Annotated in this window: 17 protein-coding genes; 7 read left to right on the top strand and 10 right to left on the bottom strand. The window is 46.7% G+C overall.

The window, feature by feature from the left end; all coding sequences use genetic code 11:
- Positions 1 to 49: 49 nt before the first annotated feature.
- The 3 genes from ACXACM_RS03730 to yrfG all read right to left on the bottom strand — a co-directional run bounded on the left by ACXACM_RS03730 (position 50) and on the right by yrfG (position 2,926).
- Complete coding sequence (locus tag ACXACM_RS03730; RefSeq protein WP_474819883.1) at positions 50 to 1,426, bottom strand: NAD-dependent succinate-semialdehyde dehydrogenase; 1,377 nt, start codon at positions 1,424 to 1,426, stop codon at positions 50 to 52.
- A gap of 265 nt (positions 1,427 to 1,691) precedes the next feature.
- On the bottom strand, positions 1,692 to 2,240 hold the full coding sequence (yjjX, locus tag ACXACM_RS03725; protein WP_474819881.1) for an inosine/xanthosine triphosphatase: 549 nt from the start codon (positions 2,238 to 2,240) through the stop codon (positions 1,692 to 1,694).
- Entirely contained in the window at positions 2,237 to 2,926 is a 690-nt protein-coding gene (gene yrfG, locus ACXACM_RS03720; RefSeq protein WP_474824207.1) for a GMP/IMP nucleotidase, read from the bottom strand. Before yrfG ends, yjjX begins: the two co-directional genes overlap by 4 nt.
- A gap of 70 nt (positions 2,927 to 2,996) precedes the next feature.
- Here yrfG and nudE point away from each other — a divergent pair, with 70 nt between their 5' ends.
- The 4 genes from nudE (at position 2,997) to ACXACM_RS03700 (ending at position 6,949) form a co-directional block, all read left to right on the top strand.
- On the top strand, positions 2,997 to 3,572 hold the full coding sequence (nudE, locus tag ACXACM_RS03715) for an ADP compounds hydrolase NudE (protein WP_474819880.1): 576 nt from the start codon (positions 2,997 to 2,999) through the stop codon (positions 3,570 to 3,572).
- A complete protein-coding gene (gene cysQ, locus ACXACM_RS03710; protein WP_474819879.1) occupies positions 3,565 to 4,398 on the top strand; it encodes a 3'(2'),5'-bisphosphate nucleotidase CysQ in 834 nt (277 codons plus the stop codon). The genes nudE and cysQ overlap by 8 nt, the downstream gene beginning before the upstream one ends.
- A complete protein-coding gene (locus ACXACM_RS03705; protein ID WP_474819877.1) occupies positions 4,398 to 4,970 on the top strand; it encodes a YceI family protein in 573 nt (190 codons plus the stop codon). Before cysQ ends, ACXACM_RS03705 begins: the two co-directional genes overlap by 1 nt.
- Positions 4,971 to 5,062: 92 nt before the next feature.
- A complete protein-coding gene (locus ACXACM_RS03700) occupies positions 5,063 to 6,949 on the top strand; it encodes a hypothetical protein (RefSeq protein WP_474819876.1) in 1,887 nt (628 codons plus the stop codon).
- 44 nt (positions 6,950 to 6,993) lie between these two features.
- On the opposite strand, the gene mdoH is transcribed toward ACXACM_RS03700, so the two are convergent.
- Positions 6,994 to 9,000 (bottom strand): glucans biosynthesis glucosyltransferase MdoH, encoded by a 2,007-nt coding sequence (gene mdoH, locus ACXACM_RS03695; protein WP_474819875.1) that lies wholly within the window; start codon positions 8,998 to 9,000, stop codon positions 6,994 to 6,996.
- Complete coding sequence (locus tag ACXACM_RS03690) at positions 8,984 to 10,621, bottom strand: OpgD/OpgG family glucan biosynthesis protein (RefSeq protein ID WP_474819873.1); 1,638 nt, start codon at positions 10,619 to 10,621, stop codon at positions 8,984 to 8,986. Before ACXACM_RS03690 ends, mdoH begins: the two co-directional genes overlap by 17 nt.
- A 465-nt stretch (positions 10,622 to 11,086) precedes the next feature.
- Between ACXACM_RS03690 and ACXACM_RS03685 the strand changes: the two genes are divergently transcribed.
- Positions 11,087 to 11,626, top strand: coding sequence for an outer membrane beta-barrel protein (locus ACXACM_RS03685; RefSeq protein WP_474819872.1), 540 nt, complete (start codon positions 11,087 to 11,089; stop codon positions 11,624 to 11,626).
- 47 nt (positions 11,627 to 11,673) lie between these two features.
- On the opposite strand, the gene ACXACM_RS03680 is transcribed toward ACXACM_RS03685, so the two are convergent.
- From ACXACM_RS03680 to ACXACM_RS03665, 4 genes are read right to left on the bottom strand one after another with little or no spacing between them, the layout of a single operon-like run.
- The gene (locus ACXACM_RS03680; RefSeq protein WP_474819870.1) at positions 11,674 to 11,913 is read right to left on the bottom strand and encodes a YheU family protein; all 240 of its coding nucleotides are present in this window, start codon (positions 11,911 to 11,913) and stop codon (positions 11,674 to 11,676) included.
- On the bottom strand, positions 11,910 to 12,941 hold the full coding sequence (locus ACXACM_RS03675; protein WP_474819869.1) for a hydrolase: 1,032 nt from the start codon (positions 12,939 to 12,941) through the stop codon (positions 11,910 to 11,912). Before ACXACM_RS03675 ends, ACXACM_RS03680 begins: the two co-directional genes overlap by 4 nt.
- 6 nt (positions 12,942 to 12,947) lie before the next feature.
- Entirely contained in the window at positions 12,948 to 13,421 is a 474-nt protein-coding gene (locus ACXACM_RS03670; protein WP_474819868.1) for a TIGR02444 family protein, read from the bottom strand.
- Positions 13,411 to 15,306 carry an ATP-binding cassette domain-containing protein gene (locus ACXACM_RS03665; protein WP_474819866.1) on the bottom strand — a complete coding sequence of 632 codons (1,896 nt, stop codon included), beginning with the start codon at positions 15,304 to 15,306 and terminating at the stop codon, positions 13,411 to 13,413. The genes ACXACM_RS03670 and ACXACM_RS03665 overlap by 11 nt, the downstream gene beginning before the upstream one ends.
- A 137-nt stretch (positions 15,307 to 15,443) precedes the next feature.
- On the opposite strand from ACXACM_RS03665, the gene ACXACM_RS03660 reads away from it, so the two are divergent.
- On the top strand, positions 15,444 to 15,650 hold the full coding sequence (locus ACXACM_RS03660) for a YheV family putative zinc ribbon protein (protein ID WP_474819865.1): 207 nt from the start codon (positions 15,444 to 15,446) through the stop codon (positions 15,648 to 15,650).
- Between the two features lie 236 nt (positions 15,651 to 15,886).
- Entirely contained in the window at positions 15,887 to 17,005 is a 1,119-nt protein-coding gene (locus ACXACM_RS03655; protein ID WP_474819864.1) for an AsmA family protein, read from the top strand.
- Here ACXACM_RS03655 and ACXACM_RS03650 read toward each other — a convergent pair.
- Entirely contained in the window at positions 17,002 to 17,703 is a 702-nt protein-coding gene (locus ACXACM_RS03650) for a transposase (RefSeq protein ID WP_474819863.1), read from the bottom strand. The two genes, ACXACM_RS03655 and ACXACM_RS03650, sit on opposite strands and share 4 nt — an antisense overlap.
- Positions 17,704 to 17,835: the final 132 nt, after the last annotated feature.

Genomic DNA, 17,835 nt, shown 5'->3' with positions numbered 1-17,835 from the left:
AAAAACGGCCACATTTGTGGCCGTTCATCTAGCTAATAGCGGATTTGCATTACTCAGCAATGAAAATCGTTTTCTCATTTACAAATTCTCGCATACCGAAACCGCCGTGTTCCCGGCCATAACCACTGTCTTTTACGCCACCGAATGGAAGGTTAGGCTGAGCGAGTGAATACCCATTGATATTGACCATGCCTGTATCAAATTCTTCTCTGGCAAGGGTAATAGCTTTTTCTTTGTCGGTAGTGAAAATACCACCACCCAAGCCATAGCGTGAATCATTGGCAATACGCATAGCATCGGCATCATCTTTGGCACGAATAAACGATGCTACGGGACCGAATAACTCATCATCGTAAGCTGGCATGCCTGGCTTGATGTTTTCAAGAATCGTAACCGGATAATACCAACCGGTAGTATTCGGCACTTCGCCACCTAAAGATAAAGTCGCGCCGTTTTTAACCGACTCCATAACCTGATCATGCAGTTCATCCCGCAAGTCTTCACGAGCCATTGGGCCAAGATCGCTATCTTCTGCTGAAGGATCACCTACTTTCAGCCCTTTGAAGGCTTCGATAAATTTACCTTTAAACTTATCGTATATACTATCAACGATGATAAAGCGTTTCGCGGCGACACACGTCTCACCGTTATTAATGATGCGACCTTTCACACAGGCTTCCACCGCTGTGTCTATGTCAGCGTCAGACAATACAACAAATGCATCATTACTACCCAGTTCCAGCACAGTTTTCTTCGCTAAGCTGGCCGCTGTCTCAGCAACCGATTTACCAACGCCGTCACTGCCGGTAAAGGTGACACCACGCACCTTGTCATGCTTGATAAGTGCGCTGGCTGTTTTGCCATCAACCAGAAGTGACTGATAAACATTTTTAGGGAAACCGGCTTGCTCATACATGGTTTGTATCATCTCAGCCATACCGAACACATTTTTCGCATGTTTCATTACCGTGGTATTCCCTGCCATCACATTGGCAGCGCTATAACGGATAACCTGGTAAAGAGGGAAGTTCCAGGGTTGGATACCTAAAATAACACCTATTGGTTGGTATGTGATGATGGCGCTACCACCATCGTAAACGCGGTTATCATCTTGCAGAACAGATGCACCGTTTTCAGCGGTATAACGGCAGATACCAGCACAAAGCTCTACTTCCTGATAGCCCTGAGCCGCTACCTTACCCATTTCCTTTACCATCATATCGACGATGTCGTCCGCTTTGGACTCCATCAGATCAGCTAAGGTATTGAGCTTTTCGGCGCGGGTTTCAAAAGACGTTTTTTTCCAGCTCAAGAAGGCTTCGTGAGCATTGTCTACAGCCTCGTTAGCTTGTGCTTCTGTCATTAGCGTATATTCGGCAAGAGGCTTTTCTGTTGCAGGATTGATCGTTTGTACTTTGTCAGACATATTCTAACTCCTGTTTCCATCATGGACAGAAGTAGTAGCAATACTAAGGCCAAAACAAAAAAACTATTGTCATCAATAGCTTGAGAGTTAACCCAATAAATCAATGAAAAGTGATGGTGATACACTGGCAATAATATTCATGGTGTGAAAAAGAATTTCACAGTACCACCAGCCAGCCTCCTTAGAACGCTGATCACTGAAACACCGAACTTAATAAGAACGTGTTGAGCTTTGGGTGTGTTTTCCAGCAATGAGCAATGGACAATTAGCCTTCCGCGTACAACTCAGGGTGATTAAACCTTGCCATTGCCAACAAAATGGCTTGCTCGTACACACTCTGCCGGGTAGCCAGGTGATTAGTAAGTAAACCGATGGCGCCGCCTTTTTGCTTGATATTAGTAGTGTCGAACATGGCATCCATAACCGGGCCTAACTCACCTCCGTCAACAAGTGCCTGATAAACTTTCCTTGGTAAAGGCAAATTCGCACTTCTTCCCACAGACCAAACGGCCCGATGGTAAATAGCGACAAATGCGAATGTGGCTGGCCCGTCGTCAAACAAATCAACACCGCCTTCGATGGCGATAAACCAATCCGTTTGCCTCGCTTTATCACCTGCATTCGCTACACACGCTTTAACCCGGTTAATTGCGCCTTCACGAGTTTGCGCTGTAGTCATTGGCTGCTCTGGCACGCCACTGGGAACATCCTGTCCAATTACTTCCAGCCCGGGCACTTGCAAACACAAGCTGAGCGCCTCTTTGGCCGCGTTCATTTTTACCGGATTTCTCGAGCCTACAATACAAATACTCATAGCTTGGCCTTTACGGGCTGAGACATAATATCCTGAACGAGTGTTCGATAATCACTGACCGCGGGAAATTCATCTATGTCCCGGTGTGGTAACTGGCTATCGGGGTTATTCACTGCGAGTAAGTGACCAATGCCGAACTTTTGCGCGGCGTGCAAAATAGGCAAACTGTCGTCAACAAACAGTGTTCTGTGTGGCTCAAAACCTAGCTTTGCCTGTAATTGCTGCCACAGTGATTGAGACTCTTTTGTAACCCCGAACTCATGGGTAGAAATCAGAGTATCTATATGGTTGTCCAAACGGGTATGTTCCACTTTTAAGGATAAACTATCGGGGTGTGCGTTTGTCACAAGCACAACCTCTCTGCCACTGTCATGCAGCGCGTCCAAAAAGGGCAGGGTATCAGGACGCATGGAAATGAGGTGCTCTACTTCGCGTTTCGCCGCCATGATGTCCATATCCAGTTGCTCAGCCCAGTAATCAAGGCAATACCACTGTATCTTGCCAAATACCCGCTGGTAATGCGCTGTCATGGTAGATTTCACTTCATCCACCGGCTGCTTCGTCCGTTCAGCGATTTTTTTCGGCAAGTGTTCGATCCAGAAGTGATTATCAAAGTGGAGATCGAGTAAGGTTCCATCCATGTCGAGCAGAACCGTGTCTATTTCGTCCCAAGGCAGAAATGGCAAGCGATTTTCCTTCAAATACATTAAGCTTAAGTATTGACTGTTATCATAGCGAAAGTTGTAACGGATAAACATGAGTAAAATAAATTCCGCCAAAACATTACCTCAAATCCGGCACCGAGAAATTGTTGCCAGAAGCCGGCTATTTAAGGTTGAGCGACTGGATCTCACTTTTTCAAATGGCGAAGAACGCCAGTTCGAAAGAATGGCGGGAGGCAATCGGGGCGCAGTTATGATAGTGCCCATGCTTGATGACGACACAATGGTACTCATTCGCGAATATGCAGCAGGCACCCACGACTATCAACTGGGGTTTCCCAAAGGACTCATCGACCCAGGAGAAACCGCCATTGAAGCGGCCAACCGCGAACTGCAGGAAGAAGCGGGATACGCAGCTAAAGAGCTACATGTTATTCATACCGTAAGCATGGCGCCTACGTTTTTTAATGCTCAGATGACAATTGTCGTGGCGAGGGGTTTATTTCCACAATCTCTTGAAGGTGATGAGCCCGAGCCACTGGAAGTGATTAACTGGCCACTGCGCCAGGCTGATGAATTACTCGGCCGGGAAGACTTTACCGAGGCGCGCTGTATCGCAGCCCTCTTTCTGGCTCAGAAGTGGCTAAAGGAGAACAAATCTCATGCCTGATGACACCCACGAAACACTATTAGCACTTGCCAAAGAAGTGGCTGTAGAAGCTGGAGAAGCCGTTCTTTCAGTTTATGATAAAGGCGATTTCGACGCATACACCAAAGACGATGATTCACCTGTCACCAGTGCTGATTACCTCGCTAACGATATCATTAATAAACGGTTAATTGCGGCGACGCCTGACATTCCCATACTCTCTGAAGAAAACAAACACGCAAATTTGGATGAGCGCATTAAATGGAAACGTTACTGGCTCATCGACCCAATTGATGGTACTCAGGAGTTCATTGCACGCAGTGGTGACTTCGCCGTTAATATTGCGCTAATTGAGAACAACGAGCCTGTGATTGGCGTCATATTCTGGCCTCCAGGGCAATCGCTTTATTATGCAAGTAAAGGTAATGGCGCTTTTAAATCAAGCCCTGATGAAGAGAAACAGATCCACGTTAGACGCCTGGAAGACCCTCATGACAGCGTAGTTATGATCGCTATCAGCCGTCGTCAGTCTAGAGATAAAGTATTTTCCCGCATGTCAGCGAAACGGGTTTATCAAACCCTTCCCCTTGGCAGTTGTTCGTTGAAGTCGTGTTTTATTGCTGAAGGCAAGGCCGATGTTTTTATGCGCTTGGGTATTACCGGAGAATGGGATACCGGCGCATCTCAATGTATTGTTTCGGAAGCTGGCGGCAGCATTCTAGCGGCAAATTTTGAGCCGCTTACCTATAACCAGCGTAACACTCTGGAAAACCCCGACTTTGTCGTGTTAGGCGACCAACGTGTTCCCTGGCAGGATATTGTCCAGTACGAAAAAGGAGCAAAGTAATGATGTACAAACGCGCGTTGTTGGCTTTATCTACTTGTGTCGCACTGCCGGTCTCGGCGGCCTGGACACTGGAGAGTGATACTTCAAGCCTTAATTTTCTGACTACAAAAAACGCACAGGTCACAGAAGTACACAGCTTCGATAGCTTTGAAGGTGAAATTACAGACAAGGGCGAACTTACTATCACAGTGCCATTGAGTAGCGTGAATACCAATATTGATATTCGCAATACGCGCATGCAGGAAATGCTGTTCGAAACCGGTAGCTATCCCAACGCCACTTTTACCGCATCTGTGCCTGACGCCCTTATGTCGCTTCCCGCAGGCGAAAGCAAAATAACGTCGGTGGAAGGCGAAATCTCACTTCACGGTGTGACAGCACCGGCTACGTTTGAGGTTATTGTAAATAAACTAAGCGAAAATGAACTAACTGTCGCGACCACAGCCCCAACGGTTATAAACGCCGCATCGTTTAAGCTTGAAGGCGGTGTTAAGGCGCTTCAGGACGTCGCCAAGTTGAGCAGTATCACGCTGGCAGTGCCTGTCACTTTTTCTGTCACTTTCAGCCAATAATTATTTACCAACCTATTGTATTGAGCGGACGAATCTGACAACAGGTTGCTGTCCGCGCTTCTACCCCAGATGTTACTAAAAGGAATTTCAGTATGGCGTACGATTTTGGTTCCCAAACGTTAGGTATAAAAAACCCCTTCAAAACCGAAGGAAAACTTCGATCTGTCACCGGAGCCATTCTTGTTGCAGGTGGCATAATTCCACTGTTAATGGTGGCAGGAGCGTTAAAAGAAAACCCTGTTTATGCCTATACCTATGCCATTCTTGGCTTCGTATTATTGGCTGCCGGTTGCCGACATCTTGGGGTGGGTGTCTTCCAGTTATTTCGTTATTTTGTTGGCCGTTCTGTGCCCACATCACTGGCGTATAACCGTTCCCGCTCTGAACAAGACTCCGCCCAGGCCGAACAAAAAGTTGTGTTATACGATGACAATCAACTCCATGCCATGCTTATGGGGCGAAAAAACACCACGTTCCTCGAACCTGTTGGCTGGGTTGCACGTCTGTTGCATTCAGTACTACCGAAATTAACGTTTTTGCCATACCCGTTGCGCAACCTGGCGCAAGAAATGGGTAGCCTTGCTATTAGCTTCACTGCAGCACTTGTATCATTCCTAATTGTGGCGTTCATCGTTTCCACTGGTCTTGCTGGTGAAAAAGCACAGCTTCTCGCCATGCCTGTGTTGTCTCTGGTGTTACTGATCTACCTTTTAAGATTGTGGTTCTCGGCCGCGAATGCCATTAGCAATCGCAAAAACACGCAACTACAGAAAGCATCGGGAGTATCAGTTCCCTTGCTCATCACCTTGTCAATTCTGGTGCCTGTGGTAGTGGGTTTCGGGCTGGATACCGTCGTTCCTTTGTCTACAGAAGAACTCGCAGCTGCCATTGAAAAATACAGCATTTTCAGTGCCTGGCAAAACCTCGCTATTCTAGGGTTTACTATGGTGCTTGTTGTATTGGGTATTCTTCCCGGCTTGCTGTCGAGAATGCAGGGAGTCACCCCGCAAACAGAAGTCAGTGAATACAGAGAAAATTTACAGGAATCTGTTCATCCGAACGAAATTTTTATCAATCTTGAGAATATCGTACTGGCTAATCGCCGCTACAAAGAAATCCCCAACCGTATATACCGGGAGTTGGATCCTAAGCTCAAAGAGCAAACCGAGGGCAAAGGCAGTTTCGACGGTGAACTACTCATTGAAACTCAACCCAGACTCGCCCAGGAACAAACCAGCGAAATAAAAACCGGGCAGAAAGTGCTGCCATCACTTCTTGCACAAGGCTGCGTGTTATTAGCCTATTTATTTCTCTCACTGTTCGCGCTGGACGTAGCTGATGCCGTAAGTTTGGTAAGAGATGCCACATTGCGCTTCACCGGTGGCAGCCTTTCTGAAGCACACGTAATTGAACTGTTCCGCATTATCAGTGGTGCTCTGGTCTCCTTCTTCGCCTGGATGGCATTTAGTGCGGCAGGTAAGATTCTCAACAATGCATCTCACCTTTTCTGGGGAGAAATGAAGTTTGAATCTATGTTGATGTACGTTAAAGCTGAAGGCACATTTAATGAATCTAAGTTCTCTACAGGTATGTCCATTCATGACTCAACCCGTTCGGAAAATGTGTTAGTGAAAAGCTCGATCACGCCATGGATCATTACCACGAAAATCTCCAGTTCGATTTTCGCTACCAGTGGAGCAAGTAACCTCGAAACACCCCGTTTTCTGATGGGCATGACAAAAAACGATGATGAACTGAAGAATATTGTGACTGAGATTAAAGACTTTCTTAAGAATCGCGAATCTATTGCATCGATTACCAATGAAGCTGATTTACAAAGCGCCAGTGTGATTCATCAGGTCAATCAACAAACCCGTGCTCATAGTAGTGACGCAAGCCAGGGGAAAATCACGTTAAAGGATGACGAAGAAGCAGCGGGTTATCTGCGCAATAATTCCGACAACGAATCGAAAACTTAATGTTACGTGAGTACGCCTCCTTCAGGAGGCGTATTTGAATGCGCTCAAGCGGCGTGTCGCGTTTTCGCCTGATGCTCCCTGGCCGCGATTACATCACCATTGGAAAGCCGTTTAGCAAGTGGAGGGGCAGATAAATCCTGTATAATCATGGCCTGAGGCACCTCTTTAGCTAATGCTGGTATATCTGCTGCGGTTTTATTTAAATCATCCATGTCGAATATTGCCATGTGCTGTCGAACCTCAACCAGCACCGGCGATTCGTAAAGTTCTTCCTGGATAACAAAAATTCCTATCCGGCGACACAACCGACCAAAGCCCGGACTACTGGAAAGCCTGATAATAGGCGCAGCAAACACCATGCCTGTTAAAACAGGTAGCAGCCACAAAAACAAGGATGGTGTGTAGTAAAAAGTCGTGCCCGCCCATATAAGAGCAAGAATAGTCATTGTGATTGACTTTGATATGGCCACCCGCCAGGGAACCATTCTGCCCTCCCGTGCTTGCGCTTCCCATTTTACCTGGTGACCCACTAACACACTAAGTACGAAATAGCTGTGATAAAACATCATCATTGGCGCAATCAACACGGCCATGAATAGCTCTACCACACCACCAAACAGCAAGCGAAAGAAACCACCAAAATCTTTGCGACGTTGGATCATTGCCAGAATCAAACCCAGGAGCTTGGGCATGAAAAGTAACGCAATGGTGCCCCACAACGTCGCTATCATTAACCCTTCTTTGGCTATTTGCCAGTTGGGAAATAGCTGATGGGCGGAGGTAAAATACACAGGGTCGACCAGCGCTTTAACCAGCGCATCTGCCGTACCAGCCATAAGCATAGCGAACAGCAATAGCGACGACATATAGGCGAACGCGCCGAACATAAAATGCAAGCGGTTCGTGGTTTTTAAGCCGTTAATTTTAAGTAGACCCAGGTGTTGAATATTCCCCTGAACCCAGCGTCTGTCACGTATAGCATAGTCGACCATATTGCCCGGAACCTCTTCGTAGGAACCATCGGTGTCGGTGACCAAATAACACTCCCAACCGGCCCGACGAAGTAAGGCAGCTTCGACAAAGTCGTGACTCAGCACATCACCGCCAAACGGTGCCCGGCCTTTTAGTGTGGGTAAGCCACAATGCTGCATAAACGGTGCGACACGAATAATGGCATTATGCCCCCAGTAGTTAGCACTGTCTGTCTGCCAGAACGACAATCCCGTGGCTAACATAGGGCTGTACAAGTGCGCAGCAAACTGTACAAAACGACCGAAAAAGGTGTCTTGCCGCACGGGCATTGGAATGGTTTGAATCATTGCCGCTTCAGGGTTTGCTTCAATTCGACGGGTCAAATCTAAAATGCGCTCTGCTGACATGACACTGTCTGCGTCCAATACCAACATAGATTCGTACTGACTTCCCCAGCGTTCGCAGAAATCAGTAATATTACCCACTTTTCGTCCCCAGTTATCTTCGCGACGACGGTAAAAAGTGGCAGGCGCATTGTCTCCCAATCGCTGCTGCAGGCGCTTCCACGCCCGCAATTCTGCTATGGCCTTGCCTTCATCCTGGGTATCACTGAGCATGTAGAAATCATAATGGTCTACCGCAGTGGTTTTCATGATTTCCCGGACGCAGGCTTCAAACCCAATCATAATGTGTTTGGTGTCTTCGTTGTACACCGGCATAACGATGGCGTGTCTCTGACGTACGGGTAACGCAGCGTCACCTTTGGGTATTTCCCGCTTTAACGACAGTGGGTCAATATGAAAAAGCTTTAGCAGGAAACCGATAACTGCTGTCCAGAAAGACATGGTGAGCCAGAGAAACAACACCATGCTCAAGGCGAGCTGAGTCATTTCCAGGGCAGTGAATCTGTTAGGTCTGAAAATTTCAAATAAACTATATCCGGCAAGGGCTGTAGATACCAAAACCAGACAGGCCATAAACATAAGTCGCCAGCCTCTGCCGGCAACATTCAGTAAATAGGGTTTCGCGTTGGCCGCGTCATCAATCTCACCCTGAGTTCGTTCATTGCTGTGGCGCATACACATAACTCCATATTTCGCTCATTTGCGTTTCGTTCTGATTTAAGAACATTCGCATGTCCACCACGGCGTTACTTTCGGGTACAACCAGGAAAGTAACCCGAATTTCCTTATCACCATTAACTGCATACACTCTGGCTTGCTCCACCTGCGCGTTGGTGGCATCAAGTACTAAATTTACGTCTTCAGGTTTGAGTTTCATGCCCTTTGGTACGGTGAAATCGACCACAAAGCGCCTTACATTTCGCTCTTCAGTGGTTTCAAAGCCTGGTAACTGGCTGATCCCCTGCCGGGTTCTGACCACCGTAGCGACACCGTAGCGCATTGGTTTTTCTTCCACCGTTTTCACCTCATATTCGAAGTAGCGGCTTTCACCAGCTAAAAACGGAGCATTTGGAACCCAGTAAGCGACAATATTGTCATGCACTTCGGAATCTGTTGGAATTTCAACTATCTCCAGTTTGCCCTCGGTAAACCCCTGCTTAGGTGTTACCCATAAACTTGGGCGCAGGTGATAATTTGCTTCGGCATCCAGATAATGCTGAAAGTCTGTATCTCGCTGCAGCATGCCGAATCCTTGGGGGCTTTTATCGCTTAAAGAGGTAATTTGTAATCTGGTAGGGTTGGTAAGTGGACGCCACAGTATTTCGCCAGCGCCGTTTAACATCATTACACCATCACTATCATGCACTTCCGGGCGGTAATCGTCGTGCCGCTTTTGTGAGTTTTCACCGTACAAAAACATACTCGTAAATGGAGCCACACCCAATTTTTCCACATCTTCACGAGCAAACAACCAACTTTTAACCTGCATTGTGGTGTCACTGCCTGGCATAAGTTCGAAACTGTAAGCACCTGAAACAGAGGGGCTTTCCAGGCGAGCATAAATCGTTATTGGTTGCCCGTCTCTCGGCTCGATGATCCAAAATTTGGTAAAGTGAGGAAACTCTTCCCCTTCAGGCATGGCTGTATTCAGTGCAAGCCCTCTGGCAGAAATACCATAAACCTGATCCTTTCCTACCAATCGAAAATAAGAAGCGCCGAGAAATACTGCAAATTCGTCTTTATATGCGCTGTTTTTAATCGGGTAGTGAATGCGAAAACCTGCGTAGCCCGACTGTGCATCTGTAAGTCCAGCCAGGGCTTCTGCATTTTTCTCATATATAAATTTATCACTGTCGAAACTAAGGATCTCTTCGCTATTGTCCGGTGCGATGGTCACCACTGTTACTGGCTGCTGATAGAGAAATCCGGGATGGAAAAATTGAAGTTCGTAGTCTTTCTGCTTATGCCACAACGCTTGATCCGGATTAAAACGAATTTGTCGATACGTCTCGTAATCCATTTCCTTTAACTCGGTGGCAAGGTCGTGATCGTTCATTTCATATGCCCGCTGCGCATTCGTTTTAGCTGCATCAATAATACGATTCAAGATCGGCTTGCCCGCTGGCAGATTATTGTCATTCACTTCGTCAGCAAGGCTAAGGGTACTAAAACCAATGCACATACAGTAAACAACAGCGCGAAGTACGGCCGGGCTAATAGAGAAGATCGTACTGAATGAAGTAATTAACGGTAATGTAAAATCCGTGTTTGTCGCTAATTGATTTCGCGGCAACATAATTCCTGGCTCCGATTAACAATCACGTATTCGATCCCTAATGGAATCAACGATTAGACTTTAGTAGTGATTTTGCAAAAGGCGATCCAAGTTTACCGACTGTTAATAACACCTTTAATGCTATGTAATACAAGTGTTTACCTGCATAGCAGCTAGAAAGTCAGTTTTGTGCTTTAGGAAAGAATTACAGGCTGTTGGGAAAAGACGTCGCACTGTTGCCCTGCGCAGACACCAGCACAGCGCAAACGGAGTTAAACGAGTTATCGAAATAATAATTTGTTAATCGACGAGTACGACCCCCTCTAGTAACAAGAATTTAAAAAAACTAAAAATCAGTTAGTTAGCTCCAATCAAGAACCATAAATAATGGGGACAAAGCCACATTGGCAAATGAATTGCTCACTCCCTTCTTATCTATGGGCGACATTCTCGACCATTTTTTTCGCATCTATTTAGGAGTATCAAATGCGTATTACGAATCTCATCAGCATTCTCACCCTTTCAACGGTTTCTGTTTCAGCATTTGCTGCATCTCCCAACTGGCGCTTTGCGGAAGGCGGGTACACCAATGCTGAGATTGGACGTGCAGATTTCGATGGTCTCGATATTGGCGGAACATATCTGCTGGAAAACAATATTTTTGTCACCGGTGAATACAGCATGCTGGACGAAAGCGGTGGTGATCTGGATTTACTCTCTATGGGTCTTGGGTATCGTTTTGTCATCAATAGTAGTACCGATGCCTACGTGGGAGCCAACTTTGAGCGTGCCGACTTCGAAGGGTACGATGAAAACGGCTACAGTGTTAACGCCGGTGTTCGCAGTATGCTGACGGATCAAGTGGAAGTCTTGGGAGAAATTGGTTACTACGATCTGGATGACGGGGACATGACGGTAAAAGCTGGGGCAAATTACTACTTTACACCCCGATGGGCTGTGGGGCTTAGCTACGAAAAAGTTGATGATTTGGATATTACTCAACTCAACGCCCGTTACACCTTCTGATATTTTTAATATGAGCCTGGCGGCGTCAGGCTCTCGTCCCACCAGGTTTACTCAACGCTATTTTCTTCACCCGGCTCATAGTCGTCTTTTTGCCTTATATTGACCGAATCATGTAGTTCTGAATACACCAACACAGCCTCTCCACTTTTAAGCGAAGCAATAACTTCATCAACTTTATCTTCGAAGCTCGCTTCTACTTCACCATAATCCGTACCTTCCCGTAGTACAAATGACTCAGCAATACCGCGCAACGTGTCACTCTCCAACTCACTAATAGGAATAATCATTCTTGCTCATTCACCGGTAAATAGGACTTAAAAAACGCAATCGCTCGGGATTGCAGGTAAATCGTCGGTGCAGTCATATTGCCTTGCATAAAGCCAACATGCCCACCGTATTCACTTAACTCTAACGTAACAGCACGTGCAAGTGCCGTTTCGTCTGGTACCACAGAGGGATGCATAAACGGGTCATCCAAACTGTGCAGAATAAGCGTTGGGCAATGGATTGCACTGAGAAAGGGATACGCACTACATTTTTCATAGTAGTCTGTGGCATCGGCAAAGCCATGTAGCGGTGCAGTAACACGCTCATCGAACGCTTTGAAGGAATCCAGCTTTTTCGCCTCCTGTGCAGAGATGTCGATGAGGCCACCATAATCGATACACTGCATTTTCTTAAGCAATGTATTTTTCATACTTTTAAGCAGATACTTCTGATATACCCGCGAAAAGCCCTGATTGATGTTGTCACTGCACACCGCTAACTTTAAAGGAGCAGACACGGCAATCGCGGCTTGAAGCCATGGTTGAGAAGGGTTTTCTCCAAGCAACTTTAGCAGCATGTTTCCTCCCAGAGAAAAGCCAATGGCCACTTTGGGTATGCCTGGGTGGCGCTTTTCAAGCCATGAAAGAAAAAATGCAGGGTCAGATGTCTCGCCAGAATGATATGCCCTTGGCTGACGATTTATTTCGCCGCTGCAGCCTCTGAAATGCATCATAACAACCTGCCAGCCTGCAAGACTTAGCGCGGCCATCATATCATTGGCATAGTGAGAGCGAATGGAACCCTCAAGGCCGTGAAACATGACAACAATACCACTAATCTCACTGGGTTTTGGTCCCCAGGCAATATCGAGAAAATCGTCATCTGGTGTAGTTAGCCTTTCCCATGTATAACCTACGGGTTGGCGCTTTTGAATAAATCTTGGCCAAATGGTTTGCACATGGCGGTTTCGTGCCCAGCGGGACGGTGTAAAACGGCTTCGTATTATTTGCCCATGACCAGAGGAAGGCTTAGATGAAAGTGAATCCATAGGTTGCTAAAGCTGTTTTACTATTGCCGTTATTCTACTAACCGCCTCAGGCTGCTGACGAAGTGAGAAGACATTTACAAAGCTGGCAATACTGCCATTAACGCCTGATAGTGTGACATATTCAACATTCAGGCGGTTAAACATGGTAGTAAGGGCTTCTTGTTGTTCTAACTCGAAGGCCAATTCTTGTTTCTTCAGAGCCTCATAAGCAGAAGCGTTTTGGGGCTGTGCCGATTTCGCCTGTCTGCGCTGCTGCCTGTGCGCAGAAAGTTTCTGCTCTGTCTCTTCAATAGCGGCAAGCAAAACCTGCCATTGGTTCAAGGTTATCACCGCGCCATTTTGCAAACACCAGCACAACAATAACAGCATATTCACGTTAACATTGTGCTTATCTTGTAACGCCAACGCGTTTTCAGACACTGTAGGGCGGCCATAAATATCTAAACTGTATTGCCAAAATGTATCTGCATTAAGATTCATATTCATTCCTTGCTACTTCCATTGCTTCCTGAGCCTCCAACCAGGCCATTTCATGCTCCTCAATGGCTTGTTTTAGCGTTGCCTGTTCTTCAAGTAAAGCCAGAAGCTTCCCTTTGTTTTCATCGGCATACAAATCCGCATCACCAAGGCGGACTTCTACATTTGCCAGTTCAGCCGACTTATTTTCAATGGCTTTTTCGTGTTTTTCCAACGCTTTCTTTAAAGGCGCAACAGATTGTCGAAAGGCAGCTTCACGGCGTTTTTCTTCCTTGCGATCGACTTTGGGTTTGTCGTCTTTTACCGGTTTTTCTTCACTTTGCTGTGTGAGGATCCAGTTTCTGTAATCATCCAGGTCACCGGAAAATGGCTCAACCGTACCACGGTCGACGAGGTAGAAGTCTTCACATACGGAAGACAATAGAAACCTATCGTGGGATACCAGTACCATTGCACCATCAAACCCTTGCAAAGCCATATTCAATGCATGGCGCATTTCCAGATCCAAATGGTTTGTTGGCTCATCCAGCAACAGTAAGTTTGGTTTTTGATAAACAATTAACGCCAGTACCAAGCGGGCTTTTTCACCACCGGACATGGGCGCAACGGGGCTGAGCGCCTGATCCCCATGAAAGCCAAAGCCGCCGAGAAAATCCCTCAGTGATTGCTCCGTTGCTTTGTTGTCAATGCGCTGCAAATGCAACAAGCCAGACGCCTTTGGGTCAAGGGTTTCTAACTGATGCTGGGCAAAATAGCCCACATTAAGCCCCTTCGCTGCAGTAAAAGAACCCTGCATAGGCTCGTGCACACACGCCAACAGCTTGATGAGTGTTGACTTCCCTTGCCCGTTGCGGCCAAGTAAACCAAGACGACTGCCAGGCACCAGGTTCAACTTAACATCGTTTAAAATTATCTTATCGCCATACCCCAACCGAATATCCCGCATTTGTACCAGCGGGTTTGGCAAGCCCGTTGGTTCTGCAAATGAAAAGTTGAATTCGCTTGCCACATGGGCAGGCAGAAGTTGCTCCATACGCTCTAGCTGTTTAATCCGGCTCTGTGCTTGTTTCGCCTTACTCGCCTTCGCTTTAAACCGGGTGATAAAGGATTCCAGATGGGCGATTTTGTCCTGCTGCTTTTGGTAATCAATATTCTGCAACCGAATTCGCTCTGCCCGCTGTTTCTCGAAAGATGAATAGTTACCTGTGTACGCCACCAGCTTTTGCTGCTCAACACTGATAATGTTTGCCACTGTATTGTCTATAAAGGCCTTGTCATGACTGATGAGCAACAAGGTACCTGAATAGCGCTGCAACCATTTTTCAAGCCAGATTACCGCGTCTAAATCGAGGTGGTTGGTGGGCTCATCCAGCAGCAGTAAATCGGAAGGGCAAAGCAGTGCCTGCGCGAGATTCAAACGCATACGCCATCCACCAGAAAAGTCGGTCACTGGTGACGACAACTGTGCGGTGGTGAACCCCAAACCCGCCAGAATTGTTGCTGCTCGGGCTTCCACGTCATAGGCTCCGGCCTGTTCAAGTTGACCGTGAATTTGGCCCATAGCTTCGCCATCCTGACGGCTTTCAGCCTCAGCGAGATTGCTTTGTAGCGTTCGCAGGTGTTTATCGCCATCAATAACATAGGCCAACGCAGACCGATCTACCGCTGGTGTTTCCTGTGCTACACTTACAATACGCCAGTGCTCCGGTACTTTACAGTCGCCTGCATCCACTGCAAGTTCATTGCGCAACAACGCAAAGAGACTTGATTTACCACAACCATTGCTGCCGATAAGGGCGGTCTTGTGGCCAGGAAAGAGTTGTGCCGACGCGTGCTCTAAAAGCACTTTGCTGCCGCGCATCAGGGTAACGTCAGATAAGGTAATCATGCCCGGAAAATTGTCCTCCAAATTCAGGGGCGTATGATAGCAAACTCATCCGGTGATGGCTTGTTTTTCACCGTCATGGCACCATCTTCCATTTATGTGTTCGTTGCTGCGCGCATCTGAAAGACCAGAGGTTTACAATGACTGAAAGAAAGAAAAAACGCTTCATCGCTGGAGCTACGTGTCCTAAGTGTAACGCGATGGACTCCATCATGTTGTTTTTTGAGAATAATGTTGAAAAATTGGAATGTGTTAAGTGCGGCCACTCTCAATCGCAAACCGACGATAGCATCGAAGCTAAAGTCCGCGCAGATGAAAATGTTATCGGCGTTTTTAAACCGCACTAAGTGATTGCAGTATAAATTGCCATCCTTTGTTAATTTTACCGTTTGGTCGGTAAGTCATTCACAGGCTTACCTCCAGCTTACCAGTCCAGCCCCCTGTCCGTTACAACCAAACCAAGAAAAAACCCCATAAAATTAAATCTCTATCAGGAGAGGGAGTCGGATCGTTCACCACGAGGACAGTGGCACGAAGTTTGATTCGTACAAATATTGATGATTTATGCACAGGCGGCGCTTAGATGAATGGGAAAACACTCACGTATTGCAAGGTAGCACTCTGCGCTTTGGCCGTTATCCTTGCACTTCGCCTTGTACTTCCTTTCGGTGCTCAGTGGTATATAAACGATACCCTTGATAAGGGTGACACTTTTACCGGCAGTGTTGGCGACGTGGACATCATGTTATGGCGTGGCGCATACCAAATTGAAGATATTTTTATTTTCAAACGTACAGGAGAAGTAGAACAACCGTTCTTCAGTGCAAAACAGGTAGACATTAGCGTGTTGTGGTCTGCATTGCTCGATCGATCTGTTGTCGCAACCGTATTATTAGATAAGCCATCGCTCAACTTTGTAGACGGCGCTTCTGAGTCAAGTAGTCAATCGGGGAAGGACGAAAACTGGCTGTACCTTGCTGACCAATTGGTACCATTAAAAGTAGATAAGCTGACAATAGAAAATGGTGCTGTGCGTTTTATAAATCCCAATGCGGGTATTGATGTATCACTTCATCACCTCAACGCCTCGGCGGTAAATTTGGTTAACAGTCGGGATTTATCAAAGAGCCTGGTGGCAACCCTTAAGGCTACGGGCAAGACCACCGAGCAGGGTACGTTAACTCTCAACGCCTCATTGAACCCGGCTACTAAATTGCCAACCTTTGATATTAATCTACAGGCCAATGACGTTGCTTTGGTTAATTTTAAAAATGTCCTCGATACCTATGCGCCTTTTGACCTTGAAGCAGGACACCTCGAAATGGCGATGGAACTTGCCAGCGACAATGGAAAACTGGAGGGCTACGCGAAACCGATCCTTCACAATGTTGAGGTTTTTTCGTGGAAAGGCGATATAGAAAGGGACAACGACGGTATCTTTCGCGGCATGGCTGAAGCCATATCAGGCTTTATCGCTGAGCTGTTTGAAAACCAGCAAAGGGATCAAATTGCCACGCGCATTCCTATTTCAGGTTCCCTGGATGATGTAAATACGCCGCTCCTGACTACATTGGCAGGTATACTGCGCAATGCGTTCGTTGAAGCCATTAATAGCGACATTGAAGACACTGTTGAGTGGCAGGATGTCGGTGAAGCAGATGTAGCGCAACACGCTGAAGATAACGACGCTACTGAGCACTAAAGCTGTGCGACATGCTGGTCTTTCCGTGGCCTTCCCCGCTTGCCTTCAGTAAGCCTCCTGCCCGTAACCTGTTCAATACGACGAATAAAGCCTTCGTCTCCCATAGCAAGGCCCATACGCAATGCTTTTTCGATGGCACGATCAGTATTGGGGTTTTGACTATGTAACCGTTGCAGATGCATACGCTGACGAATGGCAGAGTCTGCCGCCGTCCTTATAAAAGCACTGTGCGGCTCAATGGTGCCGTGTGGCGTATTTAAACCATTGACTGCAGCACTAGACCACGGGTAATTCTCAGGCGCGTCACACAGGCCTTCAGCAACAGGGTTTTGCTCAACGAACCGGTACACTTCCACAAGCAGATCGTCATCCAGTACCAGTGCAGACTTATATCTGTCTCGCCAAATTCCCCCTTGGGTTTTATGACGCTGATGATAAAACTGTGCATATAAGCGACCTGTTGCCTGCAGCATTAAAGAAATACTGTCACTTTCAGACGGTGTACACAAAAACAAGATACTGTTTTTACCCGCACACCAACTATGGATTGAGACACCATATCGAGAGGCGTATCGAAACATATAGTCCAGGTAAGTCTGCTTGTCTGCATCGTCAATAAAAGGGGTTATATCTTCTCGTCCTAGTCGTTGGACAAGCTGCGGTACACCCGCTACTGATGTTCTAAGTTTTCTGGCCATAACAAGATGCTTTCCGTTATAACGGGGTTAGCGAGATGATATAAATTAATTTACTCGCCAAGGTCATAAACAAAGCGTAGTCAAAGAACGTGTTTTTTTCTAAATTAATACACAGAAAAAACGGTTAGCCTG

It is taken from the genome of Alteromonas sp. AWQ4_252, assembly GCF_056158205.1.
This window is presented reverse-complemented; position numbering and strand designations above follow the sequence as displayed.

Coding starts and splice junctions, on each gene's coding strand:
- ACXACM_RS03730 (WP_474819883.1), bottom strand. CDS start 1,426: ATGTCTGACAAAGTACAAACGATCAATCCTGCAACAGAAAAGCCTCTT.
- yjjX (WP_474819881.1), bottom strand. CDS start 2,240: ATGAGTATTTGTATTGTAGGCTCGAGAAATCCGGTAAAAATGAACGCG.
- nudE (WP_474819880.1), top strand. CDS start 2,997: ATGAGTAAAATAAATTCCGCCAAAACATTACCTCAAATCCGGCACCGA.
- cysQ (WP_474819879.1), top strand. CDS start 3,565: ATGCCTGATGACACCCACGAAACACTATTAGCACTTGCCAAAGAAGTG.
- ACXACM_RS03705 (WP_474819877.1), top strand. CDS start 4,398: ATGATGTACAAACGCGCGTTGTTGGCTTTATCTACTTGTGTCGCACTG.
- ACXACM_RS03700 (WP_474819876.1), top strand. CDS start 5,063: ATGGCGTACGATTTTGGTTCCCAAACGTTAGGTATAAAAAACCCCTTC.
- mdoH (WP_474819875.1), bottom strand. CDS start 9,000: ATGCGCCACAGCAATGAACGAACTCAGGGTGAGATTGATGACGCGGCC.
- ACXACM_RS03690 (WP_474819873.1), bottom strand. CDS start 10,621: ATGTTGCCGCGAAATCAATTAGCGACAAACACGGATTTTACATTACCG.
- ACXACM_RS03685 (WP_474819872.1), top strand. CDS start 11,087: ATGCGTATTACGAATCTCATCAGCATTCTCACCCTTTCAACGGTTTCT.
- ACXACM_RS03680 (WP_474819870.1), bottom strand. CDS start 11,913: ATGATTATTCCTATTAGTGAGTTGGAGAGTGACACGTTGCGCGGTATT.
- ACXACM_RS03675 (WP_474819869.1), bottom strand. CDS start 12,941: ATGGATTCACTTTCATCTAAGCCTTCCTCTGGTCATGGGCAAATAATA.
- ACXACM_RS03670 (WP_474819868.1), bottom strand. CDS start 13,421: ATGAATCTTAATGCAGATACATTTTGGCAATACAGTTTAGATATTTAT.
- ACXACM_RS03665 (WP_474819866.1), bottom strand. CDS start 15,306: ATGATTACCTTATCTGACGTTACCCTGATGCGCGGCAGCAAAGTGCTT.
- ACXACM_RS03660 (WP_474819865.1), top strand. CDS start 15,444: ATGACTGAAAGAAAGAAAAAACGCTTCATCGCTGGAGCTACGTGTCCT.
- ACXACM_RS03655 (WP_474819864.1), top strand. CDS start 15,887: ATGAATGGGAAAACACTCACGTATTGCAAGGTAGCACTCTGCGCTTTG.
- ACXACM_RS03650 (WP_474819863.1), bottom strand. CDS start 17,703: ATGGCCAGAAAACTTAGAACATCAGTAGCGGGTGTACCGCAGCTTGTC.